This window comes from Pseudoalteromonas sp. SG44-17, assembly GCF_014164235.1.
Lineage (GTDB): Bacteria > Pseudomonadota > Gammaproteobacteria > Enterobacterales > Alteromonadaceae > Pseudoalteromonas > Pseudoalteromonas rhizosphaerae.
Genome location: NZ_JACJEV010000009.1, coordinates 80402 through 95857, shown reverse-complemented (window position 1 = coordinate 95857; position 15456 = coordinate 80402). Strand labels below are relative to the sequence as shown.

Annotated in this window: 17 protein-coding genes; 9 read left to right on the top strand and 8 right to left on the bottom strand. The window is 39.7% G+C overall.

Features of this window, described 5'->3' with window-relative positions:
- The first annotated feature begins 13 nt into the window (after positions 1-13).
- On the top strand, positions 14-904 hold the full coding sequence (locus H5182_RS08940) for a M28 family peptidase (RefSeq protein ID WP_259398193.1): 891 nt from the start codon (positions 14-16) through the stop codon (positions 902-904).
- A 37-nt stretch (positions 905-941) separates the two neighbouring features.
- Here H5182_RS08940 and H5182_RS08935 read toward each other — a convergent pair whose 3' ends face one another.
- Complete coding sequence (locus tag H5182_RS08935) at positions 942-1259, bottom strand: GIY-YIG nuclease family protein (RefSeq protein WP_145239261.1); 318 nt, start codon at positions 1257-1259, stop codon at positions 942-944.
- 119 nt (positions 1260-1378) lie between these two features.
- On the opposite strand from H5182_RS08935, the gene H5182_RS08930 reads away from it, so the two are divergent.
- Positions 1379-1738 carry an outer membrane protein assembly factor BamE gene (locus tag H5182_RS08930; RefSeq protein ID WP_145239264.1) on the top strand — a complete coding sequence of 120 codons (360 nt, stop codon included), beginning with the start codon at positions 1379-1381 and terminating at the stop codon, positions 1736-1738.
- A gap of 60 nt (positions 1739-1798) precedes the next feature.
- Here the strand turns inward: H5182_RS08930 and H5182_RS08925 are convergent, their stop codons facing one another.
- Together H5182_RS08925 and H5182_RS08920 are read right to left on the bottom strand one after the other, a co-directional pair.
- Positions 1799-2128, bottom strand: coding sequence for an RnfH family protein (locus tag H5182_RS08925; protein ID WP_145239596.1), 330 nt, complete (start codon positions 2126-2128; stop codon positions 1799-1801).
- Positions 2128-2565 carry a type II toxin-antitoxin system RatA family toxin gene (locus H5182_RS08920; protein WP_145239267.1) on the bottom strand — a complete coding sequence of 146 codons (438 nt, stop codon included), beginning with the start codon at positions 2563-2565 and terminating at the stop codon, positions 2128-2130. The genes H5182_RS08925 and H5182_RS08920 overlap by 1 nt, the downstream gene beginning before the upstream one ends.
- A gap of 146 nt (positions 2566-2711) precedes the next feature.
- Here H5182_RS08920 and smpB point away from each other — a divergent pair, with 146 nt between their 5' ends.
- Both smpB and H5182_RS08910 read left to right on the top strand, forming a co-directional pair.
- Positions 2712-3191: an SsrA-binding protein SmpB gene (smpB, locus tag H5182_RS08915; RefSeq protein ID WP_064666579.1), complete on the top strand. Its 480-nt coding sequence runs from the start codon at positions 2712-2714 to the stop codon at positions 3189-3191.
- Positions 3192-3380: 189 nt separating this feature from the next.
- Entirely contained in the window at positions 3381-5978 is a 2598-nt protein-coding gene (locus H5182_RS08910) for a TonB-dependent receptor (RefSeq protein WP_182734905.1), read from the top strand.
- A 66-nt stretch (positions 5979-6044) separates the two neighbouring features.
- Here H5182_RS08910 and H5182_RS08905 read toward each other — a convergent pair whose 3' ends face one another.
- Positions 6045-6650: a peroxiredoxin C gene (locus tag H5182_RS08905; RefSeq protein WP_145239274.1), complete on the bottom strand. Its 606-nt coding sequence runs from the start codon at positions 6648-6650 to the stop codon at positions 6045-6047.
- A 273-nt stretch (positions 6651-6923) separates the two neighbouring features.
- Complete coding sequence (gene fadR / locus H5182_RS08900) at positions 6924-7637, bottom strand: fatty acid metabolism transcriptional regulator FadR (RefSeq protein WP_064666576.1); 714 nt, start codon at positions 7635-7637, stop codon at positions 6924-6926.
- Between the two features lie 419 nt (positions 7638-8056).
- Here fadR and nhaB point away from each other — a divergent pair, with 419 nt between their 5' ends.
- From nhaB to H5182_RS08885, 3 genes are all read left to right on the top strand, one after another.
- The gene (gene nhaB / locus H5182_RS08895; protein ID WP_145239277.1) at positions 8057-9640 is read left to right on the top strand and encodes a sodium/proton antiporter NhaB; all 1584 of its coding nucleotides are present in this window, start codon (positions 8057-8059) and stop codon (positions 9638-9640) included.
- Positions 9641-9763: 123 nt separating this feature from the next.
- On the top strand, positions 9764-10276 hold the full coding sequence (dsbB, locus tag H5182_RS08890; protein WP_145239280.1) for a disulfide bond formation protein DsbB: 513 nt from the start codon (positions 9764-9766) through the stop codon (positions 10274-10276).
- The gene (locus tag H5182_RS08885) at positions 10276-10578 is read left to right on the top strand and encodes a DUF6170 family protein (protein ID WP_145239283.1); all 303 of its coding nucleotides are present in this window, start codon (positions 10276-10278) and stop codon (positions 10576-10578) included. Before dsbB ends, H5182_RS08885 begins: the two co-directional genes overlap by 1 nt.
- A 16-nt stretch (positions 10579-10594) precedes the next feature.
- Here the strand turns inward: H5182_RS08885 and H5182_RS08880 are convergent, their stop codons facing one another.
- Complete coding sequence (locus H5182_RS08880) at positions 10595-10891, bottom strand: ComEA family DNA-binding protein (RefSeq protein WP_145239286.1); 297 nt, start codon at positions 10889-10891, stop codon at positions 10595-10597.
- Between the two features lie 261 nt (positions 10892-11152).
- On the opposite strand from H5182_RS08880, the gene H5182_RS08875 reads away from it, so the two are divergent.
- Entirely contained in the window at positions 11153-11467 is a 315-nt protein-coding gene (locus H5182_RS08875; RefSeq protein ID WP_145239289.1) for a YebG family protein, read from the top strand.
- A gap of 70 nt (positions 11468-11537) precedes the next feature.
- Here the strand turns inward: H5182_RS08875 and putP are convergent, their stop codons facing one another.
- Complete coding sequence (gene putP / locus H5182_RS08870) at positions 11538-13049, bottom strand: sodium/proline symporter PutP (RefSeq protein WP_145239292.1); 1512 nt, start codon at positions 13047-13049, stop codon at positions 11538-11540.
- Positions 13050-13426: 377 nt separating this feature from the next.
- Between putP and H5182_RS08865 the strand changes: the two genes are divergently transcribed.
- Complete coding sequence (locus H5182_RS08865) at positions 13427-14650, top strand: EAL and HDOD domain-containing protein (protein WP_145239295.1); 1224 nt, start codon at positions 13427-13429, stop codon at positions 14648-14650.
- Between the two features lie 69 nt (positions 14651-14719).
- Here the strand turns inward: H5182_RS08865 and H5182_RS08860 are convergent, their stop codons facing one another.
- On the bottom strand, positions 14720-15451 hold the full coding sequence (locus tag H5182_RS08860) for a VacJ family lipoprotein (protein WP_145239298.1): 732 nt from the start codon (positions 15449-15451) through the stop codon (positions 14720-14722).
- Positions 15452-15456: the final 5 nt, after the last annotated feature.

Genomic DNA, 15456 nt, shown 5'->3' with positions numbered 1-15456 from the left:
TTTTATTTTGCTATTGAGCCTCAGCTTTTCAACATTTTGCCAAAGTAATAGCAGCGCGCAGCAACAGCTGATCGATGATCTGAAGCATCTAAGCTCTACGGCTCTAAGCGGTAGAAAAACCAATACAGATGGCGCGCGTATCAGTGCCCAATACATTAGTACGCGACTGCAAACGCTCGGTTACAATACGCAATTACAGCCGTTTAGTTACAGCCATGGCTGGTCTTCAAAAGCAACGGGGCAAAATGTCGTTGCGACTTTAAAACCACCGCACTTAGTCAAGACTCATTTGGTAATTACCGCTCATTATGATCACTTAGGTATGCGTGGTAACACTTTATATGCAGGCGCAAACGATAATGCCAGTGGCGTCAGTGCCTTGTTATTCCTAGCGCAACGCTTCGCACACACAAATCTGCCTTTCCAACTTAGTTTTGTTGCTACTGACGCAGAGGAAAATGGTTTACATGGAGCTGAATATTTTGTTAGTCAATTGCAAATCGACGACAGCGTAACCGTGCTAAATATTAATTTGGATATGTTAGCAGTAAAACCGCCAAAAAAAATCTTATATGCCTTTGTCTCACATGCACAACGCAGTGCTTTACAAGCACAACTACAGCAGGTGCCTGAGCATAATTTAAAGATAAAAGTAGCTAGTTCATCAACCACAATGAACAGAATGACCCTCGGAGATAGTATTGATTGGCGCCGAGCAAGCGACCATTATGCGTTTGCTAAAGCCGGAATTGCTTATATTTACTTTGGTATGGGTCATGATCCCCACCATCATAAGAGTTCCGACCTACTAAGTAATATTGACCAAGCGCTTTATATTGATGCAGTTAATTATATTGCCGCATTTATTAGCCAACTTGATATAAACGATATCAACACTCTTTGAGCTAAATTGTAGATAGTAAATATATTTTAAACTGAATTCAGGTTAGCAAAATCCCAGAGCTAACAAACGCTCGCTTTTGTGCCTTACTTAAGCGTTTAATTTTTATCTCAAGCTTGGTGGCTTCACTGCGAGAACCGACTTCACATTGATATATTAAAGTCAGTGGCCCCTTCCCCTTTAAGTTTTTAGCCCCTTTGCCCGCTTGATGTGCTGCAAATCGTTTTGCCACATCCGTGCTGATCCCAGTGTACCAATGCCCTAAACGTGTTTGTACAATATAAAGTGACCACGTGGAGATCTTAGTTGTCATAGTATTTTCAGTAGTAGTTAAACTTTTAGCGGACTCTGAGGTCAAAATTACGCTCCAAACATCGATAGTAAAAATTAAGTCACAAACAATTACTCAAAAGGGTTTTACCTTAGGTGACTAATCGGTATCATGCAGTTTATAAAAAATAAGGATCCAAACAAACAATGCAGTCGTTAAAAACTTTTTCTCTTTGGTTTATCGTTGCTCTGACCTTAAGTGCAACCGCCGGTTGTTCTAGCTGGGTTTATCGTATCAACATCCCACAAGGTAACTTTTTAGAACAAACCGATGTTGACAAGCTTCGTATCAATATGACCCGTGAGCAAGTTCTTTATGTATTAGGTAAACCTGTTGCAGAAGACGCTTTCGATAAAAACACGTGGCATTACTTATATTCTTTTAACCTTGGCCGTGATAACGAACAACGTAAATCACTGACTATTAATTTTGAAAATGAAAAATTGGTATCGCTCAGTGGTGACTATGAACAACCCGCAGAGTTTAATACACCGCTTGAGCAATAACGCTCCAGTTCAGTAAATTACGAAAAGGTTAGCAACAGCTAACCTTTTTTGTTTGAGCTATTATTTAGCTTTATCAAGCGGTCGCCCACCTGTAATTTTATTAGCACGACCTTCGTCTTTAGCTTTTTCTGCACGTTTTCGTCGTGCGTCTTTAGGATCAGCAATTAAAGGACGGTAAATTTCAATTCTATCGCCATCCTCAAGCACTTGCGTAAGCTTGCAGGTACGGTTCCATATTCCTAAGGTTAATGCTAAGCCATCAATTTCAGGGCACTTAGCGAGGATACCTGATTGCATCACGGCATTTTCTGCCGTTGTACCAACTGGTACTTCAACAAGCAAACACGTTGCCGTGGTAGGTAATGCATACACAACTTCAACTTTTATCATCATCGCAGTCCATATACCTGTTTAGCGCGTTGAGTAAATGCATTCACCATGTTTTTTGCAACATCGTTAAATACGCGCCCAAACGCAAGTTCAATTAATTTACTCGCAAATTCAAACTCAAGCTGTAGCTGAACTTTACATGCATTGTCATCCAACACTTGAAAATGCCAACGCCCTTGCAAGGCTTTAAATGGCCCATCAACTAAGCGCAATGTTACTGTATTGTCATCTAAAAAGGTGTTTTCAGTAGTAAACCATTTTTTTATACCCGCTTTGGAAATTTCCAAACTTGCCGTCATGGTATTACCTTGCTGTGCAATAATTTTTGCATCCGAGCAATGGGGTAAAAATTCAGGATAAGCATCCACATCATTGACTAAATCAAACATTTCTTTGCTGCTATACATTACTAGCGCACTTTTTTCTATTTGTGGCATACTCACTCCCAACTGTGTGGGCGAATTTTAGCAAGCTTTGCGTTTTTCCCCAAACTTTCATGGCGCTTTATTTACAAACACTTTTTTATTAGCAAAAATAAAAAATCGATGTAAAAAGCAGAGCTTTACGTATAATATGGGCCACTATGGCTAAGAAAAATTCATCTAAATCGACAAGTAATACTATCGCGCTAAATAAAAAGGCGCGTCATGAGTATTTTTTACACGACAAGTTTGAGGCTGGTGTTGAACTACAAGGCTGGGAAGTAAAAAGTATCCGAGCTGGTAAAGTAAACATCTCTGAAACATACATTCACCTTAAAAATGGCGAAGCGTTTTTGCTTGGCAGTCAAATACAGCCTCTCAATAGTGCTTCAACCCATGTTATTTGCGATCCATTACGTTATCGCAAGTTATTATTAAGCAGACGCGAGCTAGATCGCTTAGTCGGTGCGACTGAGCGCGATGGCTATTCATTAATTGCCACTGCCATGTATTGGAAAAAATGCTGGGTGAAACTTGAGTTCCACCTCGGTAAGGGTAAAAAAATGCATGACAAACGTGAAGACGGTAAAAACAAAGACTGGTCTCGCGAAAAAGAACGGTTAATGAAGCACAAAGTTTAATCTATCTAAACAACCTCAAAAACGCCTAACCCAGTTAGGCGTTTTTATTTTCAGCCCCTAAATCCCCGCAACTGTATAAATTATAGTACACAATCCAAATAAACGATTTGATAACAATTCACTTACATGATATTGATATTACTGGTTGATTTAACCAGATAAAATTAACATGACAACGAGGATTTAAGGATGAAGAACAGAACACTCCCATTTAAACCTAAGCTAATCGCTTGTGTAACACTTGCACTTTCAACAGCGGGTTATACTTCTCAATCATTTGCTGCGGACGAAGCAAAAAAAGTTGAACGTATTGAAGTGACTGGTTCTAGAATAAAGCGAACAGATATTGAAGGCCCTTCCCCAGTACAATCAATTAGTCGCGCCGATATCGATAATATGGGCTATGACAATCTACAACAATTACTAGAAAGAATGCCTGCTGCTGGTAATGGTACTTTTTCTACTCGCGGCAACAACCAAGACTCTACGGCCAATGGCTCTGCGGCAGTGTCGCTTCGTGGTCTTGGCGCAGATGCAACGCTTGTGTTAATTAATGGCCGTCGAGTAGCTATAAGCGCATTTGCTGAGAGTATCACTAACTCATTTGTTGATATTAACAGTATTCCGGTCTCTGCTATCGAACGTATTGATATTCTTAAAGATGGTGCCTCTGCAATTTATGGTTCCGATGCCGTTGCAGGTGTGGTGAATATTATTTTGAAAAAAGACATCGATGGTTTAGAAGTTAATTTAGGTTATGGTGGTACTGACGGCCCTAACTATGAAGAAACCTCAGCAAGCATAGTTTGGGGTACCTCAAACGAAAAAAGCAGTGCGTCTGTGATCATCGATTACTTTAAAAACACCTCTTTATCATCAGATGAAATGGGCCGCTTAGGCACTGCTAATCAAACCGCGAATGGTGGTGAAGATTTCCGTTCATCACGCGGATTCCCTGGTTATTTCTATGTTGACGGCGTAAAAACTATCGATCCTGATTGCCCAGCTGAAAGTGCCACATCTAGCGGCAGCTGCTTATTTGATTATGGTCCATTTGGTTATATTGCCCCTGCTTCTGAGCGAGTTGGTGCTATTTCACAATTTGAATACAACTTTGATAACGGCATTACAGCCTTTCTGGAAATGGCCATGCAGCATAATACCTCGATTGCTGCAGGTGCACCGACACCGCTAGACGAAGATGCGGGATTAACAGTTCCAGGCAGTCATCCAAACAATCCTTTTGGTAAAGATATTGAGATTGGTCGCTATCGTACCGTGGATGCAGGTGCCCGTCAGTGGGATATAGAATCAGATACGTTACGCTTTGTTGCCGGTCTTCGTGGTGAAATTAGCGATTGGAGCTGGGAAGCAGCTGTACAAAAAGGTCGAAGTAAATCAATGCAAACCGGTGATCGTACTCAAGGCTGGGTAAGAACTGACTTTTTACAACAAGAAATAAATGCTGGCAACTACAACCCATTTGGCGGCACTTATAATGATCCAGATGTAATAAATCGTATTACCACCAGCTTAGTTCGCCGTGGTGAATCACATATGACCTCATTTGATGCCAACATTACCGGCGAAGCGTTTAGTTTTGGTGACAGTGTCGTGATGATGGCGGCTGGTATTGAGTACCGCGAAGAGGACGTCAGTGATATCCCTGATGATCAATTTCAACGTGGTCTAATTTTTGGTACTGAGTCCGTTTCTGCTGCCGCTGAGCGGGACCAATACGCTGCCTATGTTGAATTCTCAATCCCATTAGCTGATAGCTTAGAATTACAACTTGCAGGTCGTTACGATGATTACAGTGACTTTGGTACCACAACCAATCCTAAAGTAGCGCTGCGCTGGGCACCTACTGATGAAATTACTGTTCGCGGCTCATGGGCACAAGGATTTAGAGCCCCTTCACTAGCACAAATCGGCCTAGGTCCTTCAGAGGAAAGTCAGTTTTTTATTGATAGTTACCGCTGTGCTGCAACGGGAGAAGATTGTGATGTACTCGATTACAACATCCAATTTGCTGGTAATCCTGATTTAAAAGCCGAAGAATCTGAGTCATGGAACGTTGGTTTTATTTGGGCACCTATGGCTGATCTTGGTTTCAGTATTGATGTATGGAGTATCACTCAAGACAATAAGATTGATGAACAAGCCTTTGGTCCTATTTATGATGCTGAATGTAACAACCAGAATAGTACCATCTGCGTTCGCCTGTCGCCACAAGGTGGACAAAGTCTTGGGGTGATCCAAAAAATTCATAGTACCTTTGAGAATGTCTCTTCGCAGGAAGTGTCTGGTGTTGATTTCTCAGCAAATTATAATCACTCCTTGGATGATCTTGGTTTACTTAAGTTCAACTTAGAATGGTCTTATCAAGACAAGTTTGAAAAAGACGGTCGCGATTATACTGGTGAATATGGTTACCCTGAACACCGCTGGATGTTCTCAACTAATTGGGAGCTTGGTGAATTCAATACTAATGTAAATATCAGCTATGTGGGTGAGTTTGAAGATACGCCTGATATTGATTTTGATGGCACCCTCGATTTTGATAGCAACACATCAAGAATGGTTGATTCACAAGTCTTAGTTGATTTACAAACGGCTTATCGTATTACCGAATCGACCAAGATCTCGATTGGCGTAAATAACTTATTTGATGAAGAGCCACCATTTGCAATTGGTGATGGTGATGGTGATTTATACGGTTATGCTTCCGCGGTTCACAACCCTCGCGGACGTTATATCTACACCAAAGTGTCATTCGCTTTCTAGCGACTACCCTAAATAAAAAACCCGCCAAATTGGCGGGTTTTTCATATTCTAAAACAAAGACCTAAATTATAGGTCGCTTTCGTTTTCAGAAAGGAACTTAGCAACGCCTGCTGGGCTTGCATCCATACCTTTTTTGCCTTCAGTCCAACCAGCTGGACATACTTCACCGTGCTCAGTGTGAAACGCTAGAGCGTCAACCATACGAAGCATTTCGTCGATGTTACGACCTAGTGGTAAGTCATTTACTACTTGATGACGTACATTACCTTCTTCATCAATTAAGAATGAACCACGAAATGCAACGCCGGCTTCTGGATGCTCAACATCGTATGCTTTACAGATTTCGTGCTTAACATCTGCAACTAGTGCGTATTTAACTGCACCGATACCGCCGTCTGCAACAGCAGTGTTACGCCATGCGTTGTGTGAGAATTGTGAATCGATTGAAACACCAATTACTTCTACGCCACGCTTTTGGAATTCTTCATAACGCTTGTCAAAAGCAATTAGTTCAGAAGGACATACGAAAGTAAAATCTAGTGGGTAAAAGAAGATGACTGCTTTTTTACCTTTGATTGTTTCGTGAAGATTGTAGCTATCTACGATCTCGCCGTTACCTAGTACTGCTGCAGCGGTAAAGTCTGGTGCCTGGCGGCCTACTAATACACCCATTTTATTCTCCAAATATTTGAGTTTGCTTTTAATTGCTTACGCAATGCTTGCCTTTAATATGGGATCTAAAAAGTAAATACCAAGGGCTAACATGCATAATTATCAAATTATTTTAGAGACTAAAGACTTAAAAGAACAATCGTATTTTCCGATTCACGTCATCGAAAAATGCGAACGACTGTTTGTCACTCGCTATTTGTCACTAATAACAGCAACAAAAAAAACCTGCAGATGCAGGCTTTTTATCGGTATAACTACATATTAAATGCGGTATTAATCCATGATATTTTCAGGCATATCACCGCGAATTTTTTGCCAAATTTCACCTGTTTGATGACCATATTTTCGCATCATTGAAATTGCGCCGTCATGTTCGCGTTTCTCAGCAAGTATGGTTAAATCTTTATAGAATTGACGCGCTAACTGACGCGTGCCTGGATCTGAAAAGTAATGACAGCCAATCTTAGAGTAAAAACCTTTAAAGCCATTGAGAATAAGCACATAAATACGGTTATTACCTGCAACAGCTAACTCATGGTGTACCTTGTAATCATAATCAGCGAAAGCTTGTGCACTATCTTCAAGCTCATCACTTTGCGAGAGGATTTCTATCACTCGATCAGGTGCTAGCTTAATGGCTGCACGAGTGTAAATAGCGCTAATGTTTGTTCGCGCAGAAAGTAGCTGGTCGGTTAACTCGGGCATTTTATCTTCATCAAGACGCGCTAAGGTCTCTAAAATATTAAGTCCTGAAGTTTCCCAAAAGTTATTTACTCGTGTCGGTTTACCGTGCTGGATTGTTAACCAACCATCGCGCGCTAAACGCTGTAATACTTCACGTAAGGTTGTACGAGTGACACCGATTAATTCTGATAACTCTCGCTCAGCCGGAAGAATAGAACCTGGAGGAAAATCACCATTCCAGATTGACTCAACAATGTACTCTTCGGCAAACCCTGCTGGGCTTTTCGCTTTAAAAATTCTCATTCAATTCCCACTTGAGTTACCACATAATATTACTTTTAACGATTAACTGACTGATTGTACCAGATGAAGCCAAACTAACAAGTAAAGTCACCCCATTAATTCACCTTCGATAGCAGGTTAAAGCCTCTATCTAACTAAGTTTTCTAAAATGGATAAAAATTAATTTATTGCTCTTTCATTGTCTAGTTCTTCGATATTAAATTAAGGTATTAACCCTAAAGAGTAATAGACTTTTAACTTCATTGTGCACACTATATACACCCATTTAGCTATTTCAGCTACACTAAATATAGCGCGGAACGCATAACAGATAAAAGGTACTCGATGTTGTTTATAGCTTTTTTGTTTACACCACAGCTAGACTACATTAACTTAACCAACAATAGTTATACTTAAATGCAAAATAATAAGGAACACCTATGCAACAGAGTGTTTTCAATGCAATTTTTAAGAATTTTTTAGGCTCGGCCCCACAGTGGTATAAATACACAATTATTGCTTTTTTAGCTATTAACCCTGTGTTGTTTCATATCAACCCTTACATGGCTGGTTGGGCATTAGTTTTAGAGTTTATCTTTACTCTCGCGATGGCGCTGAAATGTTACCCACTGCAACCCGGCGGTTTACTTGCGATTGAAGCACTATTCATAGGCATGACAACTGCAGGGCAAGTAGAGCATGAAATTGTTCAAAATGTAGATGTAATCTTACTGCTGATCTTTATGGTCGCAGGTATCTACTTTATGAAAGATTTACTGCTCTATATTTTTACACGCCTAGTGGTGTCAGTTCGAAGTAAAACAGTACTTTCCTTGGCGTTTACTATTGCGGCGGCATTTCTTTCTGCATTTTTAGATGCACTTACAGTTATGGCGGTGGTTATAGCTGTCGCCATGGGCTTTTACAGTATTTACCATAAAGTCGCCTCTGGGAAAGATTCCACTAGCGAACATGATATTAACGATGATAATCAAGTACGCCCGGTTAATCGTCAGGAACTTGAAGAGTTTCGAGCTTTTTTGCGTAACTTATTAATGCATGCCTCGATAGGTACAGCCATTGGCGGAGTTTGTACTATGGTAGGTGAACCACAAAACCTCATTATTGCAGAACGAGCAAGCTGGCAATTTGGGGAATTTTTCTTGCGTATGTTGCCTGTTACTATGCCTGTATTCATAGCTGGCATTATCACTACAATATTACTTGAAAAGACAAAAACGTTCGGATACGGCGCCAAATTACCAGAGACGATTCATCAAATACTAGCTGATCATGCAAAAGAGCTCGATAGCAAACGTACCAAACGCGATAAGGTTAATTTGATGTTTCAGTCATTAATTGCTGTATGGTTGATCATTGCATTAGCATTACACCTTGCCACTGTTGGCTTAATCGGCTTATCCGTCATTATTTTTGCAACTGCGTCCGCTGGTATAATTGAAGAGCACCAACTAGGAAAGGCTTTTGAAGAAGCACTGCCGTTTACTGCACTGTTATGTGTATTTTTCTCAATCGTTGCAGTCATTATTGACCAACACTTATTTACTCCTGTAATAACTTGGGTACTGACATTTGAAGGGCAATTACAGTTAGTTATGTTTTTTGTCGCAAATGGCCTACTCTCGATGGTCAGTGACAATGTCTTTGTTGGCACTGTTTATATTAATGAAGTGGCGGCAGCATTAAAAGCAGGGCAAATTAGCCGCGATCAATTTGATTTATTAGCGGTGGCAATTAATACCGGTACAAATTTACCAAGTGTTGCCACACCTAACGGTCAAGCTGCATTTTTATTCTTACTAACATCGACCCTTGCTCCCGTATTGCGATTATCCTACGGTCGTATGGTTTACATGGCACTCCCCTATACCATAGTGCTAACGGTTGTTGGCTTAGCAGGGACATATCTTGGCCTAAGTGAAATGACTGATTTATTCTATCAATGGGGCTGGATTGAGCACCATAGTGCAAGCTTACAAAGTATAGGAAGTTCTGGGCATTAAATAATCCAAACAGTAAATAAAGCTGCTTCGGCAGCTTTTTTATTGTTACAAATCATATTTATCCTTGCGCGTAGTTTAATGACTAAGTCATAATTCATCCACAAATTATAGACTGGATATTTTATGACTTGGTTAGCAAATTTAGCCCAACAACGCAGTGCTTGGTTACTACTCGCTTTTAGCGCTTTTATTTTTGAATTAATCGCATTGTATTTCCAATACCAAATGGGCTTAGAGCCATGCATTATGTGTATTTATCAACGTACTGCCATGCTAGGGTTACTAGCCGCAGGGTTAGTCGGCGCAGTCAGACCAACCAATTTAATTTGCCGTATAACAGCATTTTCAGCATGGGCAGTTGCTAGTATTTGGGGTTACTTAATTGCACGCCAACATATTGATATGCAAACGACAACCGATCCCTTTGCGTTTAGCTGCGAATTCGAGCCTAATTTTCCATTACCATTACATGAGTGGATGCCACATTTTTTTGCTGCGACAGGAGACTGTGGCAACATCGATTGGCAATTTGCAGGGTTAAGTATGCCAGCATGGATGGAGATCATTTTTGCGGTATTTACTCTGATACTGATAAGCGTTGTAGTAAGTCGTTTAATAATTAAAAAGTCGCTGTGATGATTGCATTATTTTCAAGTCAAGTAACGCAATTAAAATCGTTTAAAATACGTCAACGTCAGCAAATAATTGCGATTGCAGTGAGTATGTTAACTCCAATGCAAAAAATCAGTTTGCGTATTATAAAGCTGATTTTATTGATCCCAGTATTTCTATCATTAGCGTATATCGAAGGTTGGCTGTTACTTCCTGTATTACTGGTGGCTGGGTTAAGTTACCCGTTGTTAACCACCCCTGTTGAAATTCAATTCTCTAAACACTATTTGAGCAAGGCTATAAAGCAATTTGAACAGGGCGAATAATTCGCCCTGTAGTTTTTTAAAATGTAACTTTGCCATCCAGTTTAGCGACTAATTTATCGCCAATACCTTTCACCTGCGCTAGATCTGCAACAGACTTAAATTTGCCTTGCTCGGTACGGTAATCAACTATCGCTTGTGCTTTTGATTTACCAATACCTGGCAGCTGGGTAAGCTGCTCGACTGTTGCTTGATTAACATTGACTAACTGAACTTTACCCATACTTTCAGTAGCTTCGGTTTTAGTTACAGCGGCACCACTAGGCAATGATATAGCCAAGCCAAGCACTACGACTATTAAAGTTAAAAACTTCATGTTTCTCCTCCATGATGTCCATACGTGGACTCAATTAATAGTTGACTTTAATGCCTTCACTTTTGGACTACTTCCAAATAAAGTCATACTAAAAAAGTGCGACTATTTAAATAAAGTAAAGTTGTACCTCTTTGTCAAATCCTAATAGTAAAAAATAAAAATGTTCACTTGCAAAAAGACCAATAAACAATTACTGTACATAAAAACAGTAATCAATCAAGGTGAACTTGTTATTCACCAAGCAAATTGGCAGGAGAAATCATGGCTGTTGTTGTTAAATATGTTGTAGAGAGAAACGGAGTCGAGCGTATGACGTTTACTACTAAAAAAGAAGCTGACGCGTATGACAAAATGCTTGATATAGCAGAGTCGCTTGAGGTTATGCTTGAGAAAGTTGATGTACCACTAAGCGAACAACAAATCGAATCGCTCGCACTTGAGATTGCTAAAAGTAAAGACGACTTTATGAATGTACTTAAAGGCGGCAAAGAGGCAATACAGAAAGCACCAACGGCGAAAGTAAAAAAAGAAAATGTAGCGTCTATTAAAGCCAGCACTGATAAAGAAGCAAGCTAAAAAATCATAAGTTAACTAACTAAAAAAGGGCAATTAATTGCCCTTTTTTAGTTATAAAAATTACTACTCGTTATAGCCCTCGTTCAACTTCATCAAATAATTCGGTGATCTCTTTATTTGGTGGCGCTGTTGATAAGCTCACTGTAATGATTGCAATTGTTGCAAGTATAAAGCCCGGTATAATTTCATAAATGATACTGCTGAGACTCTCTCCATTTATGGTGATTGGCGCATATATCCAGATCAACACTGTCCCTGCACCCACAACCATACCACTGATCGCACCTTGTAGATTCATTCGCTTCCAATATAAACTAAGTAATACTAACGGGCCAAACGCAGCCCCAAAACCTGCCCACGCATTACTTACTAAATCTAAAATAGAACTGTCGCGGTCATAAGCCAAATAAATAGCAAATAATGCAACGAGTAGTACACTAATTCGACCAACTAAAACCAGCTCGGTTTGTGATGCATCACGGTTTAAATAAATTTTGTAGAAGTCTTCAGTCAAAGAGCTTGAACAAACCAATAACTGAGATGAAATAGTACTCATAATCGCAGCTAAAATAGCAGCAAGTAAAAAGCCGGCAATAAGTGGATGGAAAACCAATTCAGATAATACTAAAAATATCGTTTCTTTATCGTCAATCAACATTTGATTTTCGATCATGTAAGCAGCACCAAATAGTCCTGTTAACACTGCACCAATTGCTGATAAGGTCATCCACGACATACCAATACGACGCATAGTAGGCATATCTTTAACAGATCGTACTGACATAAAACGCACTATGATATGCGGTTGACCGAAATAACCTAAGCCCCATGCCATTGCAGAAATAATAGCGATGGTTGAACCGCCTGCAAACCAATCTAACATATTAAGAGAGTGGACTTCGCTCTCTTTCGGAGCGCTTAACAGCAAGTCATAACTGGCATTAGTAAGTGTGTCTAACACTGGCTGATCTAGCATCATATAAGTAACAATAGGTACAGCAAGTAGCGAGATGAACATGATGCAACCTTGCACAAAGTCAGTCAAACTCACAGCTAAGAAACCACCAAACAATGTATAAAGTACGACGACCCCGGTTGTCACATAAAGCCCCGTTTCGTAACTCATCTGAAATGAGTTTTCGAATAATTTACCGCCAGCGACAACGCCTGAAGAAGTATAAAGTGTGAAGAAAACGATGATCACGATTGCCGAAATTACACGTAATATATTTTTATTATCAGCAAAACGATTAGCAAAGTAATCAGGAATAGTAATCGAGTCATTCGCTTTCTCAGTATAGACACGCAGGCGTGGCGCTACTAAGAAGTAGTTTGCCCAAGCGCCAAGTACTAAGCCTATTGCAATCCAAACTTTACTTAAGCCAAATAGATACATAGCACCGGGTAAGCCCATAAGTAGCCAACCACTCATATCCGATGCACCGGCAGATAGAGCAGCTACAGCTGGTGATAAACTTCTGCCACCCAACATATAGCCCGACACATCGGCGGTAGACTGCTTATAAGCGTACAAGCCAATACCTAGCATTACGATAAAATACGCAGCTAAAGAAATAATCATTCCAGTTTCCAAACTCGCCTCCAACTCTGAAGTTAAAACCTGGCTTTTAATCCTAATAATGACTCATAAATCAATACTATATAAAGTCATTATTGGTGTAAAAACCAACCTAGAGCTTGACTATATCACGCAAAGGGTGAATAACTCCAATTACTAAGTTAACCTTACAATGATATAGGGTTAAGCGGTTTTACCTAATGGTTAATTATTTGACTATAGAACATGGTAATTAATACTTAATTACCCTAGGATTAGATCGATGATTTTGCAATTAATCAATACTATAGTATTGATATTTTAAATATAGTTAATGCTATTTATGTTGTTTTATCTTATATTGCCCAAGTAATCGCTTAACTGATGTGGACCCGCTGTTTATGTATTTTTATGCTGCACGCCAACCAATTTTAGATCGAAACAAACAACTTGTAGGATATGAGTTACTTTTTCGTGACGGCGTTGATAATGTATTCCCAGATATTGATGGTGACGAGGCAACTAGTCGGCTAATTGAAGGTAGTCAATTCAATTTTGGCTTAGAAGATCTCACCGATAATAAACCAGCGTATATCAACTTTACGCTTGAAACATTACAAAAAGGCTACCCAACCCTGCTTGGTAAAGATCAGATTGTTGTAGAAATACTCGAAACAATTCAACCAGGGAAACGCTTACTCGCGATCGTCAAAGACTTAAAACAAAAAGGTTATACGCTCGCCCTGGATGATTATATTCACCAGCCTGTATGGCGTCATTTTTATCCTTTTATTGATATTATTAAAATAGATTTTCTCAATTGTGAAGTTGACACTATCCACAGCATAATCGAAGAAATTAAACCTTATCCGCATATAAAATTATTAGCAGAAAAGGTAGAAACCTACGAAAAGTATCAATTAGCATTAGATCTTGGCTTTACTTACTTTCAAGGGTTTTTCTTTTCCAAGCCAGAAATGGTGCAAAGTAAAACCTTGCCGCCATCAGAGATAGCTCTTGCCGAGCTGCTTTATGAGACATCCACTGTTGAAGTCAATTTAAAGAAAATTACCGACGTATTTGAGCGAGATGTAAACCTCTCTTATAAATTATTACGTTATAGTAATTCAGCGGCATTTAAGCGCAGAGCTGAGATCAGCACCATCAAACAAGCACTAATTGTGCTAGGTGCAGCAGAAATTAAAAAGTTTTTATCCTTGTTGTTTGCAGCTCAAGTTGCTGGTGATAAACCCGCAGAGTTAATACGCTTATCGTTAACTAGAGCACGCTTTACTGAGTTGCTAGCTATAAACCATAGTAAACTCAAAGATACGGGAATGGCTTTTTTAACCGGTATGATGTCACTAATGGATGCCATATTAGATGAAGATATGGAAAGCGTGATGAATAAGCTACCATTATCCAACGACATAAAGTTAGCATTATTAGAGGATCAAGGTTTACTGGCACAATATCTGCGCTTGGTAAAATTATACGAACAAGCCAATTGGCAAGGTGCAAACGCGATTAAAGATGAGCTTGGTCTTACAGCTGGTAAAGTGCCAGATGCATACCATGACGCAGTTAACTGGGCTAATGAACAAATGAAAGTACTGGCTGGGTAATAAATAACGCCGTAAAAACAATGCCAGCTTAGATGCTGGCATTGTTATTTAACCCGAAAATATAATATATTAAAGGCTTTCTAAAAAGTCTTCATCAAAATCTTCGGGCTCTTTTTCAACAGGTGGATTACCATCATACAGCTCATATAACTGACGTTGGAAGTAAATGTCTTTCATAAAAATATACGGATCGAGTGACTCATTCAATAAGCTTTCTTGCGGTATTAAAGAGGCTCGGGCTTCTACGGCCTTTAATGCAAACACCAATACAGTTTGTGGCGTGGTTAAGGCAATTTTCGGTAACACAAAGCTATCAACAACATCACCCGTCAGGTTACGCGCTGTTGACGGTCCCATTCCCGGTAGCATTAAATAGGCACCGTCACCTATTCCCCACACCCCCAGAGTTTGACCAAAGTCTTCATCAACAATATTCAAACCAAGCGATGTAGCAACATCAAATAAGCCAAAAATACCCACTGTTGAATTAACTAAAAAGCGAGCTAAACTAACCCCTGCGTTACCCGCTTTACCTTGTAACGTGGCATTAATTACATCAGTTGGTGCACTAATGTTACCAGTAAAATTGACGATACTACGGCGCACCGGTGTTGGCGTTACAGCCACATACCCTACCGCAACAGGGCGCAGAACATACGCATCAAGTACATCCATATTAAAATCATACATTGGACGATTAAATGATTGTAGTGGATCTCGCTCATCTATTTTTTCGTCAGGCACTTGTGCGCATCCTGCTAGCACCAATAGTCCAAACAAAACTAAACTCTGTCTTAACATCTTTT

Excerpts from the sequence above, each read along its gene's own strand:
- H5182_RS08885 (WP_145239283.1), top strand. The coding sequence starts at position 10,276 with ATGATTGCATTATTTTCAAGTCAAGTAACGCAATTAAAATCGTTTAAA.
- nhaB (WP_145239277.1), top strand. The coding sequence starts at position 8,057 with ATGCAACAGAGTGTTTTCAATGCAATTTTTAAGAATTTTTTAGGCTCG.
- H5182_RS08920 (WP_145239267.1), bottom strand. The coding sequence starts at position 2,565 with ATGCCACAAATAGAAAAAAGTGCGCTAGTAATGTATAGCAGCAAAGAA.
- smpB (WP_064666579.1), top strand. The coding sequence starts at position 2,712 with ATGGCTAAGAAAAATTCATCTAAATCGACAAGTAATACTATCGCGCTA.
- H5182_RS08905 (WP_145239274.1), bottom strand. The coding sequence starts at position 6,650 with ATGGGTGTATTAGTAGGCCGCCAGGCACCAGACTTTACCGCTGCAGCA.
- H5182_RS08910 (WP_182734905.1), top strand. The coding sequence starts at position 3,381 with ATGAAGAACAGAACACTCCCATTTAAACCTAAGCTAATCGCTTGTGTA.
- H5182_RS08930 (WP_145239264.1), top strand. The coding sequence starts at position 1,379 with ATGCAGTCGTTAAAAACTTTTTCTCTTTGGTTTATCGTTGCTCTGACC.
- H5182_RS08925 (WP_145239596.1), bottom strand. The coding sequence starts at position 2,128 with ATGATAAAAGTTGAAGTTGTGTATGCATTACCTACCACGGCAACGTGT.
- fadR (WP_064666576.1), bottom strand. The coding sequence starts at position 7,637 with ATGAGAATTTTTAAAGCGAAAAGCCCAGCAGGGTTTGCCGAAGAGTAC.
- H5182_RS08880 (WP_145239286.1), bottom strand. The coding sequence starts at position 10,891 with ATGAAGTTTTTAACTTTAATAGTCGTAGTGCTTGGCTTGGCTATATCA.
- H5182_RS08865 (WP_145239295.1), top strand. The coding sequence starts at position 13,427 with ATGTATTTTTATGCTGCACGCCAACCAATTTTAGATCGAAACAAACAA.
- H5182_RS08875 (WP_145239289.1), top strand. The coding sequence starts at position 11,153 with ATGGCTGTTGTTGTTAAATATGTTGTAGAGAGAAACGGAGTCGAGCGT.
- H5182_RS08860 (WP_145239298.1), bottom strand. The coding sequence starts at position 15,451 with ATGTTAAGACAGAGTTTAGTTTTGTTTGGACTATTGGTGCTAGCAGGA.
- dsbB (WP_145239280.1), top strand. The coding sequence starts at position 9,764 with ATGACTTGGTTAGCAAATTTAGCCCAACAACGCAGTGCTTGGTTACTA.
- putP (WP_145239292.1), bottom strand. The coding sequence starts at position 13,049 with ATGATTATTTCTTTAGCTGCGTATTTTATCGTAATGCTAGGTATTGGC.